This window comes from Streptomyces sp. NPDC021093 (assembly GCF_044333135.1).
Classification (GTDB): Bacteria; Actinomycetota; Actinomycetes; order Streptomycetales; family Streptomycetaceae; genus Streptomyces.
Genome location: NZ_JBIRQJ010000008.1, coordinates 242,862 through 266,378, shown reverse-complemented (window position 1 = coordinate 266,378; position 23,517 = coordinate 242,862). Strand labels below are relative to the sequence as shown.

The window sequence follows — 23,517 nt, the reverse complement described above, 5'->3', positions numbered from 1 at the left end:
ACCGCCGTGACGTGCGGGGCTGTTTCAGCGGCGGTTGTGGCGGGGCGCCAGGTAACCCTCGTCCCGGGCGCCCGCGATGACCTTGAGCGACTTGCGGCGGCTGCGCCCGGTCGCGTACATCACCGCCAGCACCGGGTCCCTGCCCTCGTCCTGGGCGGCCCGGTACGCGTCGGCGGCGATCCTGCGTCCGGCGCTGCCGCGCGGCCAGGACGGACGGGCCCGGCGCTTGCCGGGGGGCTCCTCGTCGAACATGGGCCCGCCCTCGCAGAAGCCGCGCGGCCCTGCCGCACCGAGCCGGTGCTGCTCGACGGCCACCCGGCAGACGTCCTCCAGCGGCCCCGCGATCCAGTCGGCGAGCGCGGCGAAGCCGTCCGGCGACAGGGGCGGGTCGGCCCGCATGTCCTCGATGGCGATCCGCCCTCCGGAGACCGCGGTGAGCACGTCGATCCGGGCGCCGTCGGCAAAGGTCAGCCGGATGCCGAACCACGGCGGAAGGATGTCGTTCGGAACGTATCCCCACCCCCTCCAGCCACCGTCACGGCGCGCACGCCCGTCAGCCACAAGGCACTCCGGTGGCGCAGCCCCCTGCCGCTGCCGCGCCACCGGTGCGATCCTGGAAGGACCCTGCGGGAGGGAGCTCCGCCGTGCTTCGCGTCGCAGTCGTCGGGTCGGGCCCCAGCGGGGTCTACACGGCCCAGGCCCTCGTCCAGCAGACCGTCGTGCCCGACGTACGGGTGCACGTCCTGGACCGCCTGCCGTGTCCGTACGGGCTGGTGCGGTACGGGGTCGCACCCGACCACGAGAAGATCAAGTCCCTGCAGGGCACCCTGCGGACCGTCCTGGAACACGAACGGGTCGCCTTCGTCGGCAACATCGAGGCGGGGACGCCCGAACTGCCGCCGCAGCGGCTGCTGGAGCTGTACCACGCGGTGGTCTACTGCGTCGGCGCGGCCACCGACCGCCGGCTCGGCATCCCCGGCGAGGACCTGCCCGGCAGCTTCTCCGCCACCGAGTTCGTCTCCTGGTACAGCGCGCACCCGGACGCCGACCCCGGCGGATTCGCGCTGGGAGTGCGCTCCGCCGTGGTCGTCGGGGTGGGCAACGTGGCGGTGGACGTGGCGCGCGTACTGGCGCGCGGGGCGCGGGAGTTGCTGCCCACGGACGTGCCGCAGAGCGCGCTCGACCTGCTGTCGGGTTCCACCGTGCGCGAGGTGCACATGGTGGGCCGGCGCGGTCCTTCGCAGGCGAAGTTCACCACCAAGGAGCTGCGGGAGCTGGGCTCGCTGCCGGACGCCTCGGTCTCGGTGGACCCCGCCGAGCTGGCCCTGGACCCGGCGTACGGCGATCCGTCGGGGCTGCCCGCGGCGCTGCGCCGCAACGTGGAGGTGCTGCGGGGCTGGGCGGACGCGCCACCTCCCGTACGGGGGCGGGCACTTCGGCTGCGCTTCCATCTCCGCCCGGTGGAACTGCTCGCCGATGCGGGCCGGGTGGCCGCCGTACGGTTCGAGCGCACCGTGCCGGACGGGGCGGGCGGGGTGCGCGGCACGGGTGCGTACGAGGACATCGAGGCACAGTTGGTGCTGCGCTCGGTCGGCTACCGGGGGACGCCGCTGCCCGGCCTGCCGTTCGACCCTTCGCACGCGACGGTGCCGCACACGGCCGGGCGGGTGCTGCGGGACGGGCTCCCGTCCACCGGGGAGTACGTCGCCGGGTGGATCAAGCGGGGACCGACCGGAGTGATCGGGACCAACCGGCCCTGCGCCAAGGAGACGGCGGGCTCGCTGCTCGCCGACGCGGAGGCACTGGCGCGGCGCGAGGTGGCTGACGACCCCCTGGGCGCCCTGCGCGGTTCGGGGCTGCGTCCGGTGGAGTGGCCGGGCTGGCTGGCGATCGAGGCGGCGGAGGCCTCGCTCGGGGAGTCGCTGGGACGGCGGTCGGTGAAGATCGCCGACTGGGCGGGACTGCTGGCTGCGGCCCGGGACGTACGCAGCTGAGCCCCGGCGGCCGGTTTCAGCCGCGACCGCCCGCGAGCCGGCGACCGGGCTCGGCCGCGACCGGCCCGCAGGCCGACAGCCGGTTTCAGCCGCGACCGGCCTGCAGGTCGGCGGCTCCCAGGATCGCTTCGAGCAGCCCGGGGAACAGCGCCTCCAGGTCGTCGCGGCGCAGCCCGCTCATCTTCGCCGTGCCCCGGTAGACCTGCTGGATGACGCCGCTCTCGCGCAGGACGCGGAAGTGGTGGGTGCTCGTGGACTTCGAGACGGGCAGCTCGAAGAAGGAGCAGGCGAGCTCGCGCTCCTCCATGGCCAGGGCGCAGACGATATTCAGCCGCATGGGGTCGGACAGTGCGTGCAGCACGCCTTCGAGGCGGATCTCCGTGCGGTCGGGGTGCGCGAGTTCGCGGCTGTTCGCTGCGGCGGTGGACACGGGGGACTGCTCCTTCTTCCTCGGCGTACGTGATCGGTGGGCGGCGGCCGTGCCGACGGAATGACCCGTACGAAGGACCGTGACCGCCATTGTACGAGACTCCTCGTAGTTTGACAGATGCCGTACTACGATGGTTAACGTACAACCAGCAACCGACGCCTTCCCGAACGGAGTTCGCTGTGACCAGCCTCTTCCAGCCCTTCACCCTGCGTGAGCTGACGGTGCCCAACCGCATCTGGATGGCCCCGATGTGCCAGTACAGCGCGGAGCCGTGCGGGCCGGAGGCCGGCGTTCCGCAGGACTGGCACTTCGCCCACTACGCGGCGCGTGCCACCGGCGGGACGGGCCTGATCCTGGTCGAGGCGACCGCGGTGAGCCCCGAGGGACGCATCAGCCCTGCGGACCTGGGGATCTGGAACGACACCCAGGTGGACGCCTTCCGGCGGATCACCGCCTTCCTGAAGTCGCAGGGCACCGTGGCCGGCATCCAGCTCGCCCACGCGGGTCGCAAGGCCTCCACCGACCGGCCCTGGCGGGGCGGCGAGCCGGTGGGTCCCGAGACGGAAGGCTGGCAGCCGGTGGGGCCGAGCCCGGTGCCGTTCAAGGACGGGCACCCCGTGCCCGACGAACTCTCGGTGGAGCAGATCCGGGAGATCGTCGGACAGTTCGCGGACGCCGCGCGGCGCGCCCTGGCGGCGGGCTTCCAGGTCGCCGAGGTGCACGGCGCACACGGCTATCTGATCGGTGAATTCCTCTCCCCGCACTCCAACCGCCGCACGGACGAGTACGGCGGGTCCTTCGACAACCGCGTCCGCTTCGCGCTCGAAGTCGTCGACGCCATAAGGGCGGTGTGGCCCGAGGAGCTGCCGCTCTTCTTCCGCATCTCGGCGACGGACTGGCTGGAGGAGAACGGCTGGGACGGCGACGACACGGTGCGCTTCGCGACGCTGCTCCAGGAGCACGGGGTGGACCTGCTGGACGTCTCGACCGGCGGCAACGCCTCCGGCGTGCGCATCCCCGTCGGCCCCGGCTACCAGGTGCCCTTCGCGGCGCGGGTGAAGGCGGAGACCTCGCTGCCGGTCGCGGCGGTGGGTCTGATCACCGAGGCCGCGCAGGCGGAGAAGATCCTCGCCAACGGGGAGGCCGACGCGGTGCTGCTGGGGCGGGAGCTGCTGCGCGACCCTTCCTGGGCACGGCGCGCGGCCCGGGAACTCGACGCCGAGGTGGCGACGCCCAACCAGTACTCCTGGGCGATCTGACCCCCTGCCGGGGCTCGGAGCCGGGGGCTCACGACGCCTCGGCACGCCTCACCGCACCGCACTTCACCGCACCTCACCGCACGTCGAAGACCTCCGTCGTGCCGGTGAAGGCCCCCCGGTCCGTGCTGTTGCCGAAGTAGCGGAGACGGTACGGGCCCGGGGCCGTGCCGTCGGGGACGGTCCAGGTCACGGTGGCGGTGGAGGTGGTGCGGCCGGTGCGGGCCCAGCGGAAGGTGGTGGACCAGTCGCCGTCGTCCGCGACGCGGGTCCAGGCACCGCCGTCCCCGCGCTCCACCGCGAGGTAGGTGTCGCCCCTGCGGAGGTCGTTGTTGGGGTGCGCCGCCACGAAGGAAGCCGTGACGTGCCCGCCGATGTGCGCGAAGGAGAGCACGTCGCCGTAGGCGCGGCCCGGGTGCGGTTCGTCGGGCGCCGGGGTGCGGCGGTTCGGCCGGGCCCTGGGCAGCGGTTCGGGGGTGCCGCGGGGGACGGGCCTGCCGTCGCGCAGGGCGGTGGCCAAGGCGGCCGCGGTCTGGCACAGCGCCGGGAGCTGCCAGCGGCCGAAGAGGGTGCTGCCGCCTTCGTACTCCTGGGCGTCGTACTCCTCGGGGGTCGTGACGTAGTGGAAGTAGCCGTTGCTGTAGCCCGCGACGAGCACCTCTTTGAGGTCCGCGCCGACGATCCCCGCGACGGTGCGACGCAGCCGCAGGCCCGCGACGATGGTGACCTCGCCGGGAATGCCGATGAGGTACAGGCGGCCGATGCGCAGGAGTTGGACGGGGACGCGCTCCTGGACCATGGGGCGCAGCCGGTTGAGCGGGCCCGCGGGCAGGACGAGCGCCTTGGGCGAGTGGGCGTCGCGCAGGGCGGGCGAGAGGGCGTAGATCACCCGCTGCGAGAGGGCGTCCCAGACGGGGTTGCGGCCCTCGCGGAAGCCCGCGAACCCCTTGCCGTCGGCCCAGGCGCCCGCGAGGGCCGCCGCGCCGCCCACGGGTGCGCCCGTACGGTGTGCGCGGCCGTCGCCGGTGAACTCGGGGCCCACTTCGGTGCCGGAGAGGTCGAGGTGGGTGATCCGGTGGTCGAGCGGGCCGGTGAGCGGGGTGGCGGCGGCGAGGAGTCCGGTGGCGGACTCCTGCTGGCGGGTGCCCGCGATCCTGGTGTTCTCGTACTCGTCCTCGGTGGGGCCGCTGCCGGGACGGAGGTTGAGGTTCGGGGACATGTCGCCGGCGTTGGTCTGGGCGAACGCGGTGACCGGGGCGGGCCGTCCGGGCGTCAGGTAGTCCGCGCCGTGGTCGAGGCGCTCCCACTTGTAGGCGGCGTAGCCCTTGTTGTCGCTGCTGATGAGGGTGTTCGTGTTGGTCATGCTGGTGTTGTGGACGGGGAACCAGTGGACCGCGCCCGCGAGTTCGCCGTCGCGGGCGATGCGCAGCAGAGTGGTGTGCGGGTCGACGGCCTCGGGGAAGTACGCGCGGTCGTGCTCGGGGTTGCGGTCGAAGGCGCGGCGGGAGCGGTTGGCGCTGGTGCCGTGGAGTTCGCCGTGGGCGAGGGAGAGTTCGGCGGGCGCGAGGTCGGCGAGGGCCGCGAGGGCGGCTTCCGTGATGCCGTCGACGATCGCCGCGTACGTCTTGGGGCGGAAGCCGCCCGTGTTGCTGTTGTAGAGCGAGTGGTGGAAGTAGCCGCCCGGGCCGCAGTGGGTGTGCGTCGCGGTGATCATCACGTTGGACTCGGTCCAGCCGGCGGGCAGCCGCCGTACGGCTTCCTGGACCAGGCCGCCGGAGACCAGCGGGAGGTCGCAGACCACCACCATCAGCCGCCGGTCGGCGTCCGCTGTGCCCTCGGCGAAGGCGAAGGCACGCGCGCGCAGGCGCGTGTGGATGCCCGTGGTCCGCTGTCCGGCCTTGCCGTAGCCGAGCATTCCGCACTCGGCGGCCTCCCCGGTGATGTCGGCGATGCCTCGGCCGGCCAGGTGACTCATGGATGCTCGCTCTCGGATGCGGCAGGTGCGGAAGGTGCGGTGCGGGTGGCGCGGCGCAGGAACAGTCCGGCGACCGCGGCGGCGAAGAACATCAGGGCCCCGTACGTCGCGCCGGGGACGGCCATTTCGGTGTTGTGCAGGATGCCCATGGCGATGGTGATCGCGAGAGTGGTGTTGTGCAGGCCGATCTCCATGCACGAGGCGATGGCCTGGCCGCGTTCGACCTTGGCCAGGCGGGGCACCCAGTATCCGACGCTCAGGCTCAGGACGAGCAGAGCGAGCGCGACGGGGCCGGTGGAGCGGAGGTAGTCAAGCATGTTCCCGCGCTCCTGGAGGGCCGCCCCGGCGATGATCAGCACCAGGATGACCACCGAGGCGATCTTCACCGGGCGGTCCGCGCGCCGCGCGAAGTGCGGGGCGCGCGCCCGGACGTACATCCCGACCGCGACCGGGATCAGGACGATCGCGAACACCTGGAGGGTCTTGGTGAACTGGAGTCCCAGCTCGGTGCCCTCGCCGAGGAAGTACTGCGCCGAGAGGTTGAGGACGATCGGCAGTGTGACGACGGAGAGCACCGAATTGACGGCGGTGAGCGTCACGTTGAGGGCGACGTCACCGCCGTAGAGGTGGCTGAAGAGGTTGGCCGCCGTACCGCCGGGGGACGCGACGACGAGCATCATGCCGACGGCGAGGACCGGCGTCAGACCGAAGGCGAGAACCAGCCCGAAGCAGAGGGCGGGGAGCAGCAGCATCTGGCAGCAGAGGGCGACGACCGTGGCCTTCGGACGGGCGAGCACGCGGCGGAAGTCGGCCGGGGTGAGGCCGAGTCCGAGGCCGAACATGATGACGGCGAGGGCGAGGGGCAGGGTGACGGCGGCGAGATCCACGGCAGCGGCCCGCGCTGCCCGGTCAGCCGAACAGGTCGGGGTCGGAGACGGTGATCTGGTCCAGCAGCGGCTGTGCCTGGAACCAGCCCGCGAAGGACCCGCCGATCTGGGCGCGGGTGTGCAGCGCGGTCTCTCGGTCGATGAGCTTGGGGGTGCCGGCCGCCATGGCGAGGAGCTGGGCCTGGCAGGAACGTTCCATGGTGATGAACCACCAGACGGCCTCGGCGACGCTGCCCCCGACGGTGAGCAGACCGTGGTTCTGCAGGATCACCGCCTTGTACGAGGCGAGGGCCCGGCCTATCCGCTTGCCCTCCTCGGCGTCGCTGACCACTCCCGAGAAGTCGGCGTGGATGCCGTGGTCCTCGAAGAACGCGCAGGCGTCCTGGGTGATCGGGTCGAGCGGGACGCCGAGGCTGGAGAACGCCTTGCCGTGCAGGGAGTGCGAGTGCGCGGCGGCGATCGCGTCGGGGCGGGCCTCGTGGACGGCGGCGTGGATGACGAACGCGGCGCGGTTCACCGGCCGGTTTCCGTGCAGCAGGTTGCCCTCGTGGTCGACCAGGATCAGATCGGAGGCCTTGATCAGGGAGAAGGCCATGCCGAAGGGGTTCACCCAGAAGTGCTCGGGGTGCTCGGGGTCGCGGACGGTGATGTGGCCCGCCACCCCCTCGGAGAAGCCGAACCGGCCGAACAGGCGGAATCCCGCCGCGAGTTGCTCCTTGCGGTACTGCCGCTCCTCCTCGACGGTGTCGAAGGCGGGGGGCGTCGGCATGGACACGCCGGGCGGCATGGGACCCGCTGATGCGGCGATGACCTGCTGCGTGGTGGGGGACGTCATGGCTGGCTCTCCTCGTCGGTCGGGCCGTGCAGGCGTACCGACTGGATGGTTTCCAAGCGGAGGGGGCCTGTCAAGGAATCTGTCCGGAAACGGGCCCGGCGGCCCCCGACGGCCCTGCGGACATTCCCGGCTTACCGCGCTGACCTGGGCGAACGTCTGATCCCGGGGCCATTGTCAGTGGTCGGGTGCAGACTGGCCGATACCTGGAGACAACGACGTCTGGGAGGTGTCGGCCATGTCCGACGTACTGCTCGCTGTAGGCACACGCAAGGGACTCTTCCTCGGCCGCCGTCGCGGTGGCGGGGAGTGGGAGTTCGACGGCCCGCACTTCAACGCGCAGGCCGTGTATTCGGTGGGGATCGACCGGAGCGGGGACTCGCCCCGGCTGCTGGTCGGCGGGGACAGCGCGCACTGGGGTCCTTCGGTGTTCCACTCCGACGACCTGGGGGCGACCTGGACCGAGCCGCAGGCGCCCGCGGTCAAGTTCCCCAAGGACACCGGGACTTCACTGGAGCGGGTGTGGCAGCTCCATCCGGCGGGGCCCGCCGCGCCGGGGGTGGTGTACGCGGGGACGGAGCCCGCGGCGCTGTTCCGCTCGACGGACCGGGGCGAGACCTTCGCGCTCGTACGGCCGCTGTGGGAGCATCCGACCCGCTCGCAGTGGGTGCCGGGCGGCGGCGGTGAGGCCGTGCACACGGTGGTGACGGATCCGCGCGACCCGGATCTGGTCACGGTGGCGGTGTCGACGGCCGGGGTGTTCCGGTCGCGGGACGCCGGGGCGAGCTGGGCGCCGTCCAACAAGGGCGTGTCGGCGGTCTTCCTGCCGGACCCGAACCCGGAGTTCGGCCAGTGCGTGCACAAGATCGCGCAGGACTCGGCCGACGCGGACCGGCTCTATCTGCAGAACCACTGGGGCGTGTTCCGCAGCGACGACGCCGGGGCCAACTGGACGGACATCGGCGAGGGGCTGCCGTCCACCTTCGGCTTCGCGGTGGCCGCCCATCCGCACCTCGGGGACACGGCGTACGTCTTCCCGATCACCGCGGACTCGGACCGGGTGCCGGCGGACCGCAGGTGCCGGGTCTACCGGACCCGGGACGCGGGCAAGAGCTGGGAGCCGCTGACGGCCGGGCTGCCGCAGGAGGAGCACTACGGGACGGTGCTGCGCGACGCGATGTGCACGGACGACAACGCCCCCGCGGCCGGGGTGTACTTCGGCAATCGCAACGGCGAGGTGTTCGCGAGCGCGGACGACGGCGACAGCTGGCAGCAGCTCGCCTCTCACCTGCCGGACGTGCTGTGCGTGCGGGCGGCGGTGATCGGCTGAGCGCATCGGGAGGAACCGACCGGGACGAGCCGACAGGGACGAGCCGACAGGGAGCGGACCCCGCGGGCTGGGCCAGTAGAGTGACGCTGTGGCAGCAAGACCTTTGAAAGAGAGCGTCGAGCCCGGCTGGGCGGACGCGCTGGAACCCGTGGCCGGACAGATCGCCGCGATGGGCGACTTCCTCCGTGCGGAAATCGCCGCGGGACGTACCTACGTACCCGCGGGGGCGAATGTACTGCGCGCGTTCCAGCAGCCGTTCGACGAGGTTCGGGTCCTGATCGTGGGTCAGGACCCGTATCCGACACCGGGACACGCGGTGGGACTGAGCTTCTCGGTCGCGCCCGACGTGCAGCCGGTGCCGCCCAGTCTGGACAACATCTTCTGGGAGATGCACACCGATCTCGGTCATCCCCGGCCCTCCAACGGCGACCTCACCCCGTGGGCGCAGCAGGGGGTGCTGCTGCTCAACAGGGCGCTCACCACCGCACCGCGCAGGACCAACGCCCACCAGGGCAAGGGGTGGGAGCAGGTCACCGAGCAGGCCATCCAGGCGCTGGTGGCACGCGGCAAGCCGCTGGTGGCGGTGTTGTGGGGCAGCAACGCACGCAGCCTGCGACGGCTGCTCGGCGATGTGCCCTGCGTCGAGTCGGTGCATCCTTCGCCGAGGTCGGCGGACCGCGGGTTCTTCGGCTCGCGCCCGTTCAGCCGGACCAATGAACTGCTGGTCCAGCAGGGCGCGGCACCGGTGGACTGGCAGCTTCCGTAGACCATGGCCGAGCACGGTGGGACCGGATGCGCGCCCGGGGCCGGTCACGTCCTCGGGGTCGACTCCGGCGGCTCGGGCGTGCGGTTCGCGCTCGCCCGGGTCGGCAGCCGTACGCCGGCCGGGCCGCCGGTCGTGTCCCGCGAGCCGGTGCGCACCGGGCCCGGCGGGATCGACACCGCACATCTGGCCGCCCAACTGGTCCCGGCCGTCCGGGAGTTGCTGGCCGGGGTCGGCGGAGGCGAGCCACTGGCGGTGTGTGTCGGCGCCGCGGGGATGGCCACGCTCGGCGACGGGCTGCGGGCCGAGCTGCCCGGGTTGCTGGCCAGGGAGTTCGGCGTACGGAGGGTGGCGCTCGCCGCCGACGCGGTCACCGCGTACGCCGGGGCCCTCGGGCAGCGGCCGGGGGCCGTGGTCGCCGCGGGCACCGGCCTGGTCGCACTGGGCACGGACCTGCGCGGGTGGCGGCGGGCCGACGGTTGGGGCCACCTCCTCGGCGACTGCGGCGGCGGGGCGTGGATCGGCCGGGCCGGTCTTGAGGCGGCGATGCGCGCCCACGACGGGCGGCGCGGCGGATCGGCGGCCCTGCTCGGACGTCTGGAGGCCGTGTTCGGACCTGCGGCGGGGCTGCCGGGGCGACTGTATCCGCGTACCGACCGGCCCGCCGTTCTCGCCTCGTTCGCACCGGAGGTGGCCGCGTGCGCGCCGGGAGACCCGGTGGCGGCGGGCATCCTGCGGGAGGCCGCCCGGCACGTCGCGGACACGGCGGCCGCGGTCTGCCCGCGGCCGGGCGATTCGGGAGAGGCTCCCCCGGCCTGCGAGGTGGCGCTCACCGGCGGGCTGCTGAAGCTGGGCGGGCCGCTCCTCGTACCGCTGCACGAAGAGCTCGCGGAGGAACTGCCGCACGCCCGGCTCGTACCCGCGGCCGGGGACCCGCTCGAAGGGGCGCTGGAGATCGCCTCGGCGCTCGCGACCCACACCCTGGCATTTCCGTACGATCCGTACATGTTTCATGTATCGGGACATCAAACCCGTTGATTTGCCGCGCATTCACCGTCATTCACCGTCATGCACCGGATAAAACGGGACAGATACCGCTCGAATGCACCCTCCCCGAACAGCCGCACCCGCAAAGCCAGTAGCATGCGGCGCCATGAGCTCCCCCACTGGGCCCGCTTCCGGCCTGCCTGTACGAATGCCGCGCCCCCGCCAGCCCGGACGCCATCGCCGTCCGGAGCCCGTGGCGGCTCCCGAGGGCGCGCCCGCACTTGTTCTCGCCGTTCCCGGCGAGCCGTCCACCGCCACGCGCAGCCTGGCGGAAGAACTCCTGAGCATCGCCCGTTCCGAGCTGCCGGGCCTCGACGCCCGCATCGGATACCTCGACGGTGACGACCAGGGCGAGTACCCGACGCTGGACGCCGTGCTCGCGCACGCCGCCGCCGAGCGCACCGCCCGCTACGAGCTGGCCGTGGCCGTCGGCCGCGAGGCGTCGGCGCCCGAGGGCCCCGTCGCCGTCGTCGTGCCGCTGCTGGCCGGGCCCGAGGCCGCCACGATGCGCCGCATACGGCAGGCGCTCGTGGACAGCCACGCCGCCGCCGAGCTGACCGACGTCCTCGGCCCGCACCCGCTGCTCGCGGAAGCCCTGCACGTGCGACTGTCGGAGGCCGGTCTGTCGCGTGCGGACCGCGCCCGGCTGTTCACGGTCGCCACGGCGGCCGACGGCATCGTGCTGGCCACGGTCGGCGGCGAGGAGGCCGTTCAGGCGGCCGGGATCACCGGCATGCTGCTGGCCGCGCGCCTCGCCGTGCCGGTGATGGCGGCCGCGCTCGACGAGGAGGGCGCGATCGCATCGACCGCCGAGCAGCTCCGCGCCTCGGGCTCCGCGAACCTGGCGCTGGCGCCGTACCTGATCGGTCCCGAGGTCGCCCCCGACCTGCTGGAGACGGCCGCGAAGGAAGCGGGCTGCGCGTTCGCCGGGCCGCTCGGCGCGTACCCGGCGATCGGCAAGCTGGTGCTCTCGCAGTACGCCTCGGCGCTGGGCATCACGCCGCAGCAGGCGGCGCAGGTCCACTGACGGACCGCGCACCCGCGCACACGAGAAGGGCCCGCACCCGGTCGCAGGGGGTACGGGCCCTTCTCGTACGTGCGCAACCGTGTCTTACGTGCGCAACCGTGTCTACGGAACGTTGTTGCGGCACGACGTGCGTCAGCCGAAGACCACGCAGGACGCCGCCGGTGCCTCGACCGAGCCCGCGCGCCGCGGAACCCCGGTCTCCGTGTCGATGTCGAACCAGGTGACGTCCCCGGAGCGCTCGTTGGCCGCGTACAGGCGCCGGCCGGCCGGGTCCAGGGCCAGGTCGCGCGGCCAGTGGCCGCCGCACGGCACCGTGGTGCGGAGTTCGGCGTGCGCGCCGTCGGCGGAGAGGGCGAACACGGAGATGCTGTCGTGCCCGCGGTTGGCGACCCACAGGAAGCGCCCGTCGGGGGCGACGACGACCTCGGACGCGTAGCTGGGGACCTCGGGCGGGTCCGGCAGCAGGGAGACCTCCGAGAGCGGTGTGAGGGCTCCTGCGGCTGCCTTCCAGCGGCAGACGGTGAGGGTGGGCGTCAGCTCGCCCACGACGTACACGTGCGTGCCCGCGGGGTGGAAGGCCAGGTGGCGGGGGCCGGTGCCGGGCCGCAGGGCGACCTCGGCCCGCACGCTCAGGGTGCCGGTGTCCGCGGCCAGCGCGCAGACCCGCACCGAGTCGGTGCCGAGGTCGACGCTCAGCACCCAGCGGCCGGTCGGGTCCGGCAGCACCTGGTGGGCGTGCGGGCTCTCCTGACGGCCCTCGTCGGGGCCGCTGCCGTGGTGGTGCAGGATGCAGGACGGCCGGTCGGGGGCGCCGTCGGCGCGCAGCGGGAGGACGGTGACGCTACCGGAACCGTAGTTCGCGACGGCCAGGTGGCCGTCGGCGAGAGCGAGGTGGGTCGGTGAGCCGCCGCCGACCTGCACCGGCTCCCCCAGCGGGCGGGGCAGCGCGTCGGCGGTGTCGAACGCGGCGACCGCACCCTGGCCGGTCTCGCTCACCGCGTACAGCAGGTGCCCGCCGGGTGCGAGGGCCAGGTACGAGGGGTCGGCGACGGCCTCGGTCGCGCCGAGCACGGTGAGCGCGCCCGTCTCCGGGTCCACCGCGGCGGTGACGAGACCGCGTCCGCCCGCGGAGGTGAAGGAGCCGATGAAGGCGCGTGCCCGCTCGGGGCCCGCCTGCCCGGAGCGTGCCTGCTCGGGGCCCGCCTGCCCGGAGCGTGCCTGCTCCGGGCCTGCCTTCTGCGGGTGTGCTCCCGATGCTGTGCTGCTGCTCACCGTGCAGCCCCTTTCCGTGAGTTGGTGCGGGTAGGGGCCGACGGTAGCAGGGCGGTCTAGACCACCCCCTGGCGAGACGGCCCCGGTGGGCCGTCGATTCAGACCGCTCCCGCGCCCCGGGCCCGTACGAGCGCGTCCTCATGATGCGTGAACAGCGGCGAGAGTTCGGTGTTGTCGTACGTCCGGTGGAAGACCGGAGTCGCCGCGCTCGACATCGGCGGCACGATCCACGACCAGTCGGCACCCACCTCCCGCCCCTTGGCGTCCTCGCGGTCGAGGTGGGTGAGGAAACGTTCCGACTCGGTGTGGTGGTCGGTGATGGTGATGCCCGCGCGGTCGAAGGAGTGCAGGACGGCCCGGTTGAGTTCGACCAGCGCCCGGTCCTTCCAGAGCGACCGGTCGGTGGTGACGTCGAGCCCGAGGCGCGCCGCGAGCGGCGGCAGCAGGTTGTAGCGGTCGGTGTCGGCGAGGTCGCGGGCGCCTATCTCGGTGCCCATGTACCAGCCGTTGAAGGGCGCGCAGGGGTAGCAGATGCCGCCGATCTCCAGGCACATGTGGGAGATCGCGGGAACCGCGTGCCAGCGCAGCCCCCACTCCTCGGCCCAGGTGTCCTCGGGGTGCTGGAGCGGCACTTCGAGGACGGCGTCGTCGGGCAGCTCGTACAGCTGCGGCTTGTCGTCGCTGCCCTGCACGATCAGCGGCAGTACGTCGAAGGGACTGCCGGGGCCGCCGCGCCACCCGAGCCGCATGGCGAGTTCGGTGAGGCCGGTGTTGCGCGGGTCGCCCACGACGGCGCCACCGGCGGCGGTGTAACCGGCATACCGGACCAGCTGTTCGTTCCAGACGCGGGGGCCGGGACGGGCCGGGGTGTCGGGGGCGAAGACCGTGATCAGGGGGCGGATCCGGCCGCCGTTGCCCGCCTCGCGCAGGTGGTCGGCGCACTCGCGGGCGACGGTGTCGGCGTCGCTGACGTGGCGGCGGTCGCGGACCCGCAGCGAGTTCCAGTAGAGGCGGCCGATGCAGCGGTTGCTGTTGCGCCAGGCGACGCGGGCGCCGAAGGCGAGTTCGCCGGGCGTGTGGCGGTACGTGCCGGTGGCGTCGATCTCCGCGTGCACGGCGGCGAGCCGGGGCCCGGGGTCGCCGTGGGCGGGCATCTCCCGGTGGTGGAGGCGTACGAAGTCCTCGGCGAGGCGGTGCAGGGCGGGGAGTTCGGTGGCGTACGCGCGGTTGTCGGGCTGGCCGGGCGGCGGACCGGGCAGGAGGTCCGGCAGCACCCCGCCGCCGTGGGCGACGGGGCACCGGGCGGCGGATTCGGCGACGGCGGCGGCCCGGTCGTGCTGTTCCGGGGCGGGGGCGGGGGCGGCGCCTGCGGGGGGAATGCCACCTGCGCGGTCGTGCCGGTCGCACGGGTCGGGACGGCCGGGGGCCGAGGCGCCCGGCGCGGCGACGTCCGAGGGGGCGGCCGGGCAGGGGGCGGGCCCGAACCACGCGCTGGGGCCGGCCGAGTCGGACCGGCCCGCTGCGGGGCCGTCACCGGTACCAGGAGCGGGAGGAGGAACAGGGGCGGGAGAATGTGCCCCCCAATTCGGCCTGCCGTCCGTTCCCCGGTCCTGGCCGGGGATCAGCCCGGGTACCGGGCCCGGTGCCGGCCCGGGTATCGGACCCGGTGTCGGTCCTGCGGCTCGCTCAAGGTCATCGCGCATCCTGCTCGCATCCCCAGGCATCGAAGATTCACGCCCCGGAATTCCGTCCCGCCGGGGCGTTCCTCCGCATGATGCCGCCGGGTTTACCCCCGATGTACGCCGATCAGCCGGTTGGGCACCGGCCGACGGGGAGCGCGGAGAAGTGCGCAGGGGCGCGATGATGACAGCGAGCGCCCCTCTTCTCTCCGCCTCTTCTCTTCGCCCGAAGCGCTCGGCCTCTCTTCGCCCGAAGCGCTCGGCGGTTCTCCGCCCGAAGCGCTCGGCGGTTCTCCGCGGAGGACGCTCGGCGGTTCTCCGCGGAGGACGCTCGGCGGTTCTCCGCGGAGGATCAGCAGTTGCCCGCGGAGGAAGGGCGCGCCTGCCCGCTGAGGGGCGCCGCCAGCTGGGCCAGTGCGTGCTCGATGGCGTGCAGGTGTCCGAGCGCCGTCGCACCGGCGGCATGCTCCGCACCGGGAGCGGCCTCCGTCCCCGTGTGCACGTGCTCGGGGTTGACGAGCGATTCGACCGCCCTCTCCACCCGCCAGCAGGCCGCGGTGAGGCGTGCGTCGTGGGACGCCTCCTGGTCGGCGGCGATTTTGGCCAGCGCGCGCACCTCGCGGACGCAGTCGTCGAGCAGTGCGAGCACCTGTCGCGCACGGGCCTTGCGCCCCCGCAACGGGCTCAGCGGGTGTACGAGCGGGGCGAGCGAGAGCCGGACGCGTCCCAGCAGGAGTTCCAGTTCCGCCACGCTCCGGGCGGGGTCCGCGTCCGTCCTTCCCGCGAGCCGGGCCGCGGCTTCGGCCGTGCAGGTGTGCACGCACTGCGCGGCGCGGTGGATCCACGCGTTGGTGGTCGAGTGGGTGGTGACGGGCAGTACGAGCAGCACCGCGAGCACCACCCCGGCCGCCCCCGCGGTCGTCTCGGCGAGGCGCAGGACGAGGAGGCCGTGGTCCAGGACGCCCAGGAGTCCGTAGAGCAGGCCGGCCATCAGGGTCACCGCCAGCATCATCCACGTGTACGAGACGGCGGCGGTGTAGAAGATCCCGAAGACGCAGACCGCCACCAGGATCGCGGTGGGGACGGGAGCGCCGTCCAGTTCCACCGCCACGATCAGGCCGATGGCGATGCCGGTGAGGGTGCCCGCCACCCGGCGGAAGCCGCGCACGAGGGTTTCACCGCGCGAGGCCGTGTTCACGAAGATCCACCAGACGGTGCCGACGGCCCAGTACCAGCGGTCCTCGGACAGGAACTGGCCCATCGCCAGGGCGAACGCGGAAGCCGCCGTCGCCTGGACCGCCTGCCGGGTGGTCACCCTGGACAGGCCCCGCCCGGGTGCCGCGACGGGAAGGACGGGCGGCGGCAGGCGCCGCTCGTAGCACCAGAAGCCGAAACGTACGGTCGAGGAAGCGAGCAGCGCGAGGGCGACGGCGGCGTACAGCTCGGGCAGCTGCGCCGGTACGGCGTGCAGGAACTGCGTCATGAAGAAGGCCATGAACGCGAAGATCCCCAGGGCGTGCCCCCGGGGCCCCCACTTCCTGGCGTACACCCCCGCACCCACCACGGCGAGGAACGCCCCGTCCCGCAGCAGGGAGTGATCGTGCAGCGACGTCGCCAGCGCCAGGACCGGGAACCCGACGACGGGCAGCAGAGCGGTGGTGACCGCCTGCTTGCGGACGGTGGAGTCGGCGACCGTGAAGAGCGCGAGCAGCGCGGCGAGGCCGGCGGTGATCGCCGCGACCAGCGAATGCCCGACCAGTCCGGAGAGGGTGACGGCCAGCCCGATGCCCAGCACGGCCCGGAGCCCGCTGCGCAGCCGCATCCTGCCGGGATCCGGTGCCACGAACACCCTCTTCAACACCGTTGCCACTCCCCGGCCTCCCGCATGCTCTCCCGCACAAAAATGGCGCCGCGAGATCCGCAGCGCCATCGACTCGATCATTTCAACATCCGGACACCCTTTGGCTCAACCTGTCTCGTTCCAGCTGTGCCATTGGTACTGTCGCACGCAAGTGACGACTACCGATTGGGTACCAGCGACCCAGTCCGACGGAATCCGGCGGTGCAACGTGTCAGTGGACGAGCTCGACACCCGCATTCTGCGACTGCTGATCGAGCAGCCGCGCACGAGCGTGCGCGAGTACGCGCGGATCCTGGGCATCGCGCGCGGCACCCTCCAGGCGCGGCTCGACCGGCTGGAGCGGGTGGGGGTGATCACCGGCACGGGTCCGACCCTCTCCCCCGCCGCGCTGGGGCACCCGGTGCTGGCGTTCGTGCACGTCGAGGTCATGCAGGGGCATCTGGACGAGGTCGGGGACGCGCTCGCCGGTGTGCCGGAGATCGTCGAGGCGTTCTCGATCACGGGCGGCGGGGACCTGATGACCCGGGTGGTGGCCCGGGACGCCGGGCACCTGGAGGACGTCATCCAGCGGCTGATCCAGGTGCCGGGGGTGGTGAGGACGCGTACGGAGGTGGCCTTGCGGGAGCGGGTGCCGCACCGGCTGCTGCCGCTGGTGGAGGCGATCGGGAAAGCGGCCGGAGCCCGTTGACGAAGGCGGTCGGCGCACGCTGATCCCGATGCCTCATGCTGGGCCCATGAGCACTCCGCGCCCCCTCTCGGTCATCTTCGATCTCGACGGCACGCTGGTGGACAGCGAACCGAACTACTACGAGGCGGGGCGCAGGCTCCTGGCAGCGCACGGGGTGCCGGAGTTCACCTGGGAGGAGAACGCCCGCTTCGTCGGGATCGGGACGCGCGAGACGCTGGAGATCCTGCGGGAGACGTACGGGATCGAGGCGGACACCGACGGGCTGCTGGCCGAGTACGACCGGCTGTACCTGGAGCTGGCCCGCGCCTCGACCGAGGTCTACCCGGAGATGCGGAAGCTGGTGGAACGGCTGCACGCGGAGGGGGTGCCGATGGCGGTGGCGTCCGGTTCGTCCCGGGCGGCCATCGAGGCGGTGCTGACCGGGACGGGCCTCGACGGGTACCTGGGCGAGGCGGCGGGCGCGGTGGTCGTCTCCGCCGAGGAGGTGGCGCACGGCAAGCCCGCCCCGGACGTCTTCCTGCGGGCCGCCGCCCTGCTGGCGGCCGAGCCCGGCCACTGCGCGGTGTTCGAGGACGCGGCGCCGGGAGTGACGGCGGCGTTCGCGGCGGGGATGCGGTGCGCGGCGATTCCGTACGTACGGGGCAGTGAGAGCGATCCGGCGTTCGGCACGGCCGATCTGCTCTTCCGGGGCGGCCACGACGACTTCACCGCGCAGGCGGCGTACGTCTGGCTGGGGCTCTGAGCCCGCCCTCGCATCTGGGCCGGACGCCCTCGCATCTGGGCCGGACCTCGAAGCGGCTCGTCGCACCCCGGCGGTGGAACGTGGCGAGGAGGTACGAGCGGTTGCGCACCCCGCTGTCCCGGGTGCGGACCTTGGTGCGGGCGGGTGGTGTGCAACTGTCAGGAAACGGAACCCGATTCGACCGACTCGCCCCAGGGAGGTAGTCCCCGGGATGCAGCGGCCCCTCCTCCTACACCCCCGGGCCGATGGCCCTGGCACCTCGGCTTCGTAGTCTTGCCCCATGAGACGACGCACCTTCCTGACCAGCGCCGCAGCGACCGCGACAGCCTTCGCCGGACTCGGCGCCACGCCCGCATCGGCGGACCGCGCACCCGCCCGACCCCCGCTCCCGCGGCTGGAGTTGCCGCGCCCCACCGGCACCGGACCGGTCGGACTGACCACACTCCATCTGACGGACGCGCGCCGCGCCGACCCGTGGGTGCCCACCGGGAAGCGGGAGTTGATGGTTTCGCTCTGGTATCCCGCGCGGCGCCCGTCGGGCACCGCCGCCGCCTACCTGACCGCCGCCGAGTCGACGTCGTACATCAAGGCCAGTGGCTACGACCTGGATCCGGAGCTGCTGAGCACCGTCGTCACGCACGCCACCACCGGCGCCGAGGCGCTGCGCACCCGCACCGGGCATCCCCTGGTGGTGCTGTCGCCGGGCTTCGGCATGCCCCGCGCCACCCTGTCCGGGGTGGCCGAGGAGCTGGCGAGCCGTGGTTACGCCGTCGCGGGCATCGGTCACAACTACGAGGCCAACGGCACCACCTTCCCCGACGGGCACACCACCGACTGCGTGGCGCCGGGCAGCGAGTTCCCGAAGCTCGGTGCCGTGCGCGCGGCGGACGTGTCCTTCGTGCTCGACGAAATCACCGGCAGGAAGGGGACGTTGCGCACCGGTGTCCCCCTCGACGCTTCCCGCATCGCGATGGCCGGGCACTCGGCGGGCGGCTTCAGCACGGTCCCCGCCATGCTGCGGGATCCGCGCATCCGGGCCGGGCTGAACATGGACGGGAACTTCCACTTTCGCAACGACACCCCGCTGAACCGGCCGTACCTGGTGCTCGGCGACGAGGGCCACGTCCCCGGCTCGGAGCCCACCTGGGACGAGACGTGGCCCGAACTCACCGGATGGAAGCGCTGGTTGAGCATGGACGGCATGCAGCACCTCTCGTTCACCGACGTGGCGCCGCTGGCCAAGCAGCTCGGCATCTCCCTCCAGGACCTCGACGGCGACCGTGCGGCCGTGCTGACCCGTGCGTACGTCGCCGCTTTCGCCGACACGCACCTGCGCGGACGGCCCTCACCGCTGCTGGACGGGCCGTCGGCGGACCACCCGGAGGTGCGCTTCCACACACCCGGTGCCCGCTAGGAGCCGTCCGGCTCACGGCTCCACGACGATCTTGCGCCCCTTCCCCGCCCGGAAGCGGTCCATGGCCTGCGCGTACTCCTCCAGCGGCAGCCGGTCGCTGATGAAGACCGCCGGGTCGAGGACGCCTGCCGCGAAGAGCGCGGCGGCCCGCTCGTAGCTGTGCAGGACGGCCATCGAGCCGGTGATGGTGATCTCCTGGTGGTAGATCCGGTACGGCTCGACGGTCGCCCTCGTCGCGTAGTCGGAGACCCCGAACTGGAGGAACGTGCCGCCCTTGGCGACGCGGCCGAGCCCGTCCTGGATCGCGGCGGCGTTCCCGGTGGCGTCGACGACGACGTCCCAGCCCTGCGGCCGGTCCAGCTCGTCGGCGTACGCGGCCGCTCCCCCGACCCCCAACCGCCGGGCGGTGGCCAGCCGTTCGGGGTTGGTGTCGAGGATGTCGACGGATGCGGCACCGGTCCGCTTGGCCAGTTCCAGCATCATCAGGCCCATCGTTCCCGAGCCGTAGATCAGCACCTCCGAGCCCAGGTTCCCCTTCAGCACGTCGTAGCCGCGCACCGCGCACGACAGCGGTTCGACGAGCGCCGCGTCCCGTACGTCGACATGGGCGGGCAGCCGTACGCAGTTGGCGACCGGGGCGCGGGCGAACTCGGCGGCCCCGCCGGGGACGGTCACACCGATGGCCGCCCAGCGGTCGCAGAGGTTGCCGCGCCCCGACCGGCAGTACTTGCACTCGTGGCAGTACAGCGAAGGGTCCACGGCCACCAGGTCGCCGACCGCCAACTCGGTGACCCCGGAGCCGACTTCGACGACCTCGCCCGCGAACTCGTGGCCCGGCACGATCGGCAGCGAGGGCGCGAACTCGCCCTGGAGGATGTGCAGATCGGTTCCGCACAGCCCGCAGGAAGCGACCTTGACGATCACATCGCGGGAGCCCGGCTCCGGATCGGGTACGGAAGTGACCGACACCTTGCCCGGTGCCTCGATGATCGCTGCCCTCATTTGACGGCTCCAAGGGAGAGGCCCTGGACGAGTCTGTCCTGGGCGGCGAATCCGGCGGCGAGCACCGGCAGGGACACCACGACGGACGCGGCGCACAGCTGGGCCAGGAACAGTCCCTGGCTGGTGACGAATCCGGTGAGGAAGACGGGGGCCGTCTGGGCGACCACCCCGGTGAGCACCCGGGCGAAGAGCATCTCGTTCCAGCTGAAGATGAAGCAGATGAGGGAGGTCGCGGCGATCCCGGGACCGGCCAGCGGGGCCACGATCCGGGCCAGGATCGTCGGCAGCCGCGCCCCGTCCACCTGCGCGGCCTCGATGATGGAGACCGGGATGTCGGCGAGGAAGGACTGGAGCATCCACACCGCGATCGGCAGGTTCATCGAGGTGTAGAGGACGACGAGCAGCCAGACGTTGTCGAGCATCCCGACGCTCTTCGCGAAGAGGTACACCGGGAGCAGCCCGGCCACCACGGGGAGCATCTTGGTGGACAGGAAGAAGAACATCACGTCCGTCCACTTGCGGACCGGCCGGATCGACAGTGCGTACGCCGCCGGAAGCGCGAGCAGCAGCACGAGCGCCGTCGAAACGAGGCTCGCCGTCGCCGAGTTGATGAGCGAGGGCCACGGGGTGGCGCCTCCCCCCGCGCCGAAGAACTCCCGGTAGCCGTCGAGGGTCAGCGCCGCGCCGAGCGACGGCGGGTTGGTGGCGGCAGCCGGCTCGGAGTGCAGCGAGGTGAGCAGCATCCACAGCGCGGGCAGGCAGAAGAGGATGCCCGCCGCCCAGGCGAGCAGCCCGAGCCAGGCGGACCGGCGCCTGGCCCTGCGGGCGGCCGGAGGGAGTGCGGCGCGCGCGGGACGTCGTACGACAGCGGTGGTCATGACCGGCCGGCCTCCTCGTGGAAGAGCGACGAGACGACGCGCAGCGCGAAGGTGGCGATGACGAGGGTGCCGATGACCACCAACACCCCTGCCGCGGAAGCGAGTCCGTACTCGTGGGCCTGGTAGAAGGTCTGGTAGATGGTGTACGGGAGGTTGGCCGTGCCGAGTCCGCCCGAGGTGATCGTGAAGACGGCGTCGAAGTTCTGCACGATGTAGATCGAGCCGAGCAGGATGCCGAGTTCGAGGTAGCGGCGCAGATGAGGCAGCGTCAGATAGCGGAACGTCTGCCAGGCGCCCGCCCCGTCGAGACGGGCCGCCTCCATCATGTCGGGGGGCCTGCTCTGCAGTCCGGCGAGCAGGATCAGCATCATGAACGGCGTCCACTGCCAGATCAGCGACGCCTCCACCGCGAGCAGCGGCATGCCGGAGATCCAGTCGGGCTGGGCGGGGCTGTCGTCGCCGAAAAGTCCGGCGACCCAGTTCCACGCCCCGTTGAGGAGTCCGTACTCCGGGTTGTACAGGGCGTGTTTCCACAGCAGCGCGGCGGAGACCGGGACGATCAGGAACGGGGTGATGAGCAGGGTCCGCACCAGTCCCCGCCCGAGGAACACCCGGTCCAGGAGCAGCGCCAGCAGCAGTCCGAGGACGACGCTGGCGATCACCACGGTGGCGGTCAGCAGGGCCGTGGTGAGGACGGAGCCCCGCAGGTCGGCGTCGGTGGCGACGGTCGCGTAGTTCCCGAACCAGGTGAAGGAGCGGGCGTGGGGTGCGAGGGAGTTCCAGTCGAAGAGGGAGATCACCAGGGTTGCCACGAAGGGCAGTTGGGTGACCGCGATCAGGAAGACGAGGGCGGGCAGCAGGGGTGCCCGGGTCGCCCACGCCCGCGCGCCGCCCTTCTTCATCGGCCGTACGGCAGGGACGGGCCCGGCTGCCCTGGGCGGCGCCGCGTGCACAGATCCGGAGGCCGTCATGGGCGGTACTCCTTCCCGACCTTCTCCGCCAGTTCCTGGGACTTGGCGAGGGCCTCGTCGACGCTCTGGCGTCCGGCGACGGCGGCGCTGATCTCCTGCGAGACCTTGGTGCCGAGGTCGGTGAACTCGGGGATGCCGACGAACTGGATGCCGGGGGCGGGGCGCCGCTGGACCCCCGGGTCGTCCGGCTGGGCGCCCGTGATGGCGTCGCGGGTCACGGCGGCGAAGGCGGCCGCCTCCTTGAGGTAGTCGGGGTTGCTGTAGGTCGAAGTGCGCTTGCCCGCCGGGACGTTGGCCCAGCCGATGGACTTCCCGACCAGCGCCTCGTACTCCTTGCCGGACGCCCAGGAGATGAATGTCCAAGCCTTCTCGGTGTTCCTGGACGCCTTCTGCATGCCCCAGGCCCAGGTGTAGAGCCACCCGGAGCTCCTCGTCCGCTCGACGGGTGCCTGTACGTAGCCGATCTTCCCCTTCACCGGGGAGTCCTCGGCCTCCAGGGAGCCCGCGGCGGCCGTGGCGTCGTACCACATGGCGGTCTTGGACTGGGTGAGGTTGTTGAGGCACTCGGCGTAGCCGGACTGGGGTGCGCCCGACTCGCCGTGCTTGCGGACGAGGTCGACGTAGAAGTTCGTCGCCCGTTTGAACTCGGGCGAGCTGAGCCGTGCCCGCCAGTCCTCGGTGAACCAGGTGCCGCCCATGGTGTTGACGACGGTGGTGAGCGGGGCGATGATCTCGCCCCAGCCGGGCAGCCCGCGCAGGCAGATGCCCTTCATGCCGGGCTTCGCCCCGTCGGCCCTGGCGGCGAGGTCGGCGACCTGCCGCCAGGTGGGGCGGGCGGGCATCGTCAGCTTCTTCTCGGCGAAGACGTCCTTGCGGTACATGAGGAAGGACGACTCGCCGTAGAAGGGCTGGGCGTAGAGCTTGCCGTCCTCGGCGGTGAGGGACTTGCGGAGCGGTTCGAGGATGTCCTGCTGGTCGAACGCGGTGTCCTTGGCGACGTACTCGTCGAGGGGGTACAGCCACTCGTTCTTCGCGTAGAAGGGGACCTCGTAGTTGCTGATGGTGGCGATGTCGTACTGGCCGGCCTGGTTGGAGAAGTCCTGGCTGATCTTGTCGCGGACGTCGTTCTCGGGGAGCACCGTGAAGTCGACCTTGATGCCGGTCTCCCTGCTGAAGTGCGCGGCGGTCAGCTTCTGGAGTTCGACCATCTGCGGGTTGTTCACCATCAGGACGCGCAGGGTGTCCCCTCCGGTCGAGCTGCCTCCGGCGCCCGCGCATCCGGCGAGCAGGGCGGCGGCCGCGACGGCGGCTCCCGCGCGGGCACCGGCCCGCGCACCGCGGTCGCGGGGCCTGTCCTGGTCGGGCGTGACGGGCATGACGCCTCCTGCTGCCTGGATGGTTCAACCAGCTGTGTTCCACGGGCCGTTGGCTTCAGTTCTACGGGCGCGGGCCGGGCCTGGGCCAGGCCG

At 72.4% G+C, this 23,517-nt stretch carries 21 protein-coding genes; 9 read left to right on the top strand and 12 right to left on the bottom strand.

The genetic code is table 11. The features are described from left to right. Window positions 1–24: 24 nt before the first annotated feature. Window positions 25–561: a DUF6214 family protein gene (locus ACH4SP_RS26210; protein WP_398418000.1), complete on the bottom strand. Its 537-nt coding sequence runs from the start codon at window positions 559–561 to the stop codon at window positions 25–27. A gap of 83 nt (window positions 562–644) precedes the next feature. Here ACH4SP_RS26210 and ACH4SP_RS26205 point away from each other — a divergent pair, with 83 nt between their 5' ends. Continuing rightward, entirely contained in the window at window positions 645–1,994 is a 1,350-nt protein-coding gene (locus ACH4SP_RS26205; protein ID WP_398417999.1) for an FAD-dependent oxidoreductase, read from the top strand. A gap of 85 nt (window positions 1,995–2,079) precedes the next feature. Here the strand turns inward: ACH4SP_RS26205 and ACH4SP_RS26200 are convergent, their stop codons facing one another. After that, window positions 2,080–2,424 carry an ArsR/SmtB family transcription factor gene (locus ACH4SP_RS26200; RefSeq protein ID WP_398417998.1) on the bottom strand — a complete coding sequence of 115 codons (345 nt, stop codon included), beginning with the start codon at window positions 2,422–2,424 and terminating at the stop codon, window positions 2,080–2,082. Window positions 2,425–2,603: 179 nt separating this feature from the next. Here ACH4SP_RS26200 and ACH4SP_RS26195 point away from each other — a divergent pair, with 179 nt between their 5' ends. Then, the gene (locus tag ACH4SP_RS26195; RefSeq protein ID WP_398417997.1) at window positions 2,604–3,683 is read left to right on the top strand and encodes an NADH:flavin oxidoreductase/NADH oxidase; all 1,080 of its coding nucleotides are present in this window, start codon (window positions 2,604–2,606) and stop codon (window positions 3,681–3,683) included. A 73-nt stretch (window positions 3,684–3,756) separates the two neighbouring features. Here ACH4SP_RS26195 and ACH4SP_RS26190 read toward each other — a convergent pair whose 3' ends face one another. From ACH4SP_RS26190 to ACH4SP_RS26180, 3 genes are read right to left on the bottom strand one after another with little or no spacing between them, the layout of a single operon-like run. Further along, entirely contained in the window at window positions 3,757–5,655 is a 1,899-nt protein-coding gene (locus ACH4SP_RS26190; RefSeq protein ID WP_398417996.1) for a neutral/alkaline non-lysosomal ceramidase N-terminal domain-containing protein, read from the bottom strand. Continuing rightward, window positions 5,652–6,542 (bottom strand): bile acid:sodium symporter family protein, encoded by an 891-nt coding sequence (locus tag ACH4SP_RS26185; protein WP_398417995.1) that lies wholly within the window; start codon window positions 6,540–6,542, stop codon window positions 5,652–5,654. Before ACH4SP_RS26185 ends, ACH4SP_RS26190 begins: the two co-directional genes overlap by 4 nt. A 22-nt stretch (window positions 6,543–6,564) precedes the next feature. Continuing rightward, window positions 6,565–7,377, bottom strand: coding sequence for a class II aldolase/adducin family protein (locus ACH4SP_RS26180; RefSeq protein WP_398417994.1), 813 nt, complete (start codon window positions 7,375–7,377; stop codon window positions 6,565–6,567). A gap of 235 nt (window positions 7,378–7,612) precedes the next feature. Between ACH4SP_RS26180 and ACH4SP_RS26175 the strand changes: the two genes are divergently transcribed. The 4 genes from ACH4SP_RS26175 to ACH4SP_RS26160 all read left to right on the top strand — a co-directional run bounded on the left by ACH4SP_RS26175 (window position 7,613) and on the right by ACH4SP_RS26160 (window position 11,541). After that, window positions 7,613–8,704 carry a WD40/YVTN/BNR-like repeat-containing protein gene (locus ACH4SP_RS26175; protein WP_398417993.1) on the top strand — a complete coding sequence of 364 codons (1,092 nt, stop codon included), beginning with the start codon at window positions 7,613–7,615 and terminating at the stop codon, window positions 8,702–8,704. Between the two features lie 88 nt (window positions 8,705–8,792). Further along, window positions 8,793–9,470, top strand: a complete 678-nt coding sequence (locus tag ACH4SP_RS26170; protein WP_398417992.1) for a uracil-DNA glycosylase — start codon at window positions 8,793–8,795, stop codon at window positions 9,468–9,470. A gap of 3 nt (window positions 9,471–9,473) precedes the next feature. Further along, window positions 9,474–10,505: an N-acetylglucosamine kinase gene (locus tag ACH4SP_RS26165; RefSeq protein ID WP_398417991.1), complete on the top strand. Its 1,032-nt coding sequence runs from the start codon at window positions 9,474–9,476 to the stop codon at window positions 10,503–10,505. 115 nt (window positions 10,506–10,620) lie between these two features. After that, on the top strand, window positions 10,621–11,541 hold the full coding sequence (locus ACH4SP_RS26160) for a sirohydrochlorin chelatase (RefSeq protein WP_398417990.1): 921 nt from the start codon (window positions 10,621–10,623) through the stop codon (window positions 11,539–11,541). Between the two features lie 132 nt (window positions 11,542–11,673). Here ACH4SP_RS26160 and ACH4SP_RS26155 read toward each other — a convergent pair whose 3' ends face one another. From ACH4SP_RS26155 to ACH4SP_RS26145, 3 genes are all read right to left on the bottom strand, one after another. Further along, entirely contained in the window at window positions 11,674–12,687 is a 1,014-nt protein-coding gene (locus tag ACH4SP_RS26155; protein ID WP_398418379.1) for a lactonase family protein, read from the bottom strand. Between the two features lie 224 nt (window positions 12,688–12,911). After that, window positions 12,912–14,087, bottom strand: coding sequence for a nitric oxide synthase oxygenase (locus ACH4SP_RS26150; RefSeq protein ID WP_398417989.1), 1,176 nt, complete (start codon window positions 14,085–14,087; stop codon window positions 12,912–12,914). Between the two features lie 757 nt (window positions 14,088–14,844). Beyond that, window positions 14,845–16,353 (bottom strand): FUSC family protein, encoded by a 1,509-nt coding sequence (locus ACH4SP_RS26145; RefSeq protein WP_398417988.1) that lies wholly within the window; start codon window positions 16,351–16,353, stop codon window positions 14,845–14,847. A gap of 208 nt (window positions 16,354–16,561) precedes the next feature. On the opposite strand from ACH4SP_RS26145, the gene ACH4SP_RS26140 reads away from it, so the two are divergent. The 3 genes from ACH4SP_RS26140 (at window position 16,562) to ACH4SP_RS26130 (ending at window position 19,197) form a co-directional block, all read left to right on the top strand. Then, complete coding sequence (locus ACH4SP_RS26140) at window positions 16,562–17,041, top strand: Lrp/AsnC family transcriptional regulator (RefSeq protein ID WP_398417987.1); 480 nt, start codon at window positions 16,562–16,564, stop codon at window positions 17,039–17,041. Between the two features lie 46 nt (window positions 17,042–17,087). Further along, the gene (locus ACH4SP_RS26135) at window positions 17,088–17,783 is read left to right on the top strand and encodes an HAD family hydrolase (protein WP_398417986.1); all 696 of its coding nucleotides are present in this window, start codon (window positions 17,088–17,090) and stop codon (window positions 17,781–17,783) included. A gap of 280 nt (window positions 17,784–18,063) precedes the next feature. Beyond that, window positions 18,064–19,197 (top strand): alpha/beta hydrolase family protein, encoded by a 1,134-nt coding sequence (locus tag ACH4SP_RS26130; protein ID WP_398417985.1) that lies wholly within the window; start codon window positions 18,064–18,066, stop codon window positions 19,195–19,197. A 12-nt stretch (window positions 19,198–19,209) separates the two neighbouring features. Here ACH4SP_RS26130 and ACH4SP_RS26125 read toward each other — a convergent pair whose 3' ends face one another. The 4 genes from ACH4SP_RS26125 to ACH4SP_RS26110 all read right to left on the bottom strand — a co-directional run bounded on the left by ACH4SP_RS26125 (window position 19,210) and on the right by ACH4SP_RS26110 (window position 23,424). Further along, window positions 19,210–20,199, bottom strand: a complete 990-nt coding sequence (locus tag ACH4SP_RS26125; protein ID WP_398417984.1) for a zinc-dependent alcohol dehydrogenase family protein — start codon at window positions 20,197–20,199, stop codon at window positions 19,210–19,212. Further along, window positions 20,196–21,077 (bottom strand): carbohydrate ABC transporter permease, encoded by an 882-nt coding sequence (locus tag ACH4SP_RS26120; RefSeq protein ID WP_398417983.1) that lies wholly within the window; start codon window positions 21,075–21,077, stop codon window positions 20,196–20,198. The genes ACH4SP_RS26125 and ACH4SP_RS26120 overlap by 4 nt, the downstream gene beginning before the upstream one ends. Further along, the gene (locus ACH4SP_RS26115; RefSeq protein ID WP_398418377.1) at window positions 21,074–21,979 is read right to left on the bottom strand and encodes a carbohydrate ABC transporter permease; all 906 of its coding nucleotides are present in this window, start codon (window positions 21,977–21,979) and stop codon (window positions 21,074–21,076) included. The genes ACH4SP_RS26120 and ACH4SP_RS26115 overlap by 4 nt, the downstream gene beginning before the upstream one ends. Window positions 21,980–22,044: 65 nt before the next feature. Then, a complete protein-coding gene (locus ACH4SP_RS26110) occupies window positions 22,045–23,424 on the bottom strand; it encodes an ABC transporter substrate-binding protein (RefSeq protein WP_398417982.1) in 1,380 nt (459 codons plus the stop codon). Window positions 23,425–23,517 lie beyond the last annotated feature (93 nt).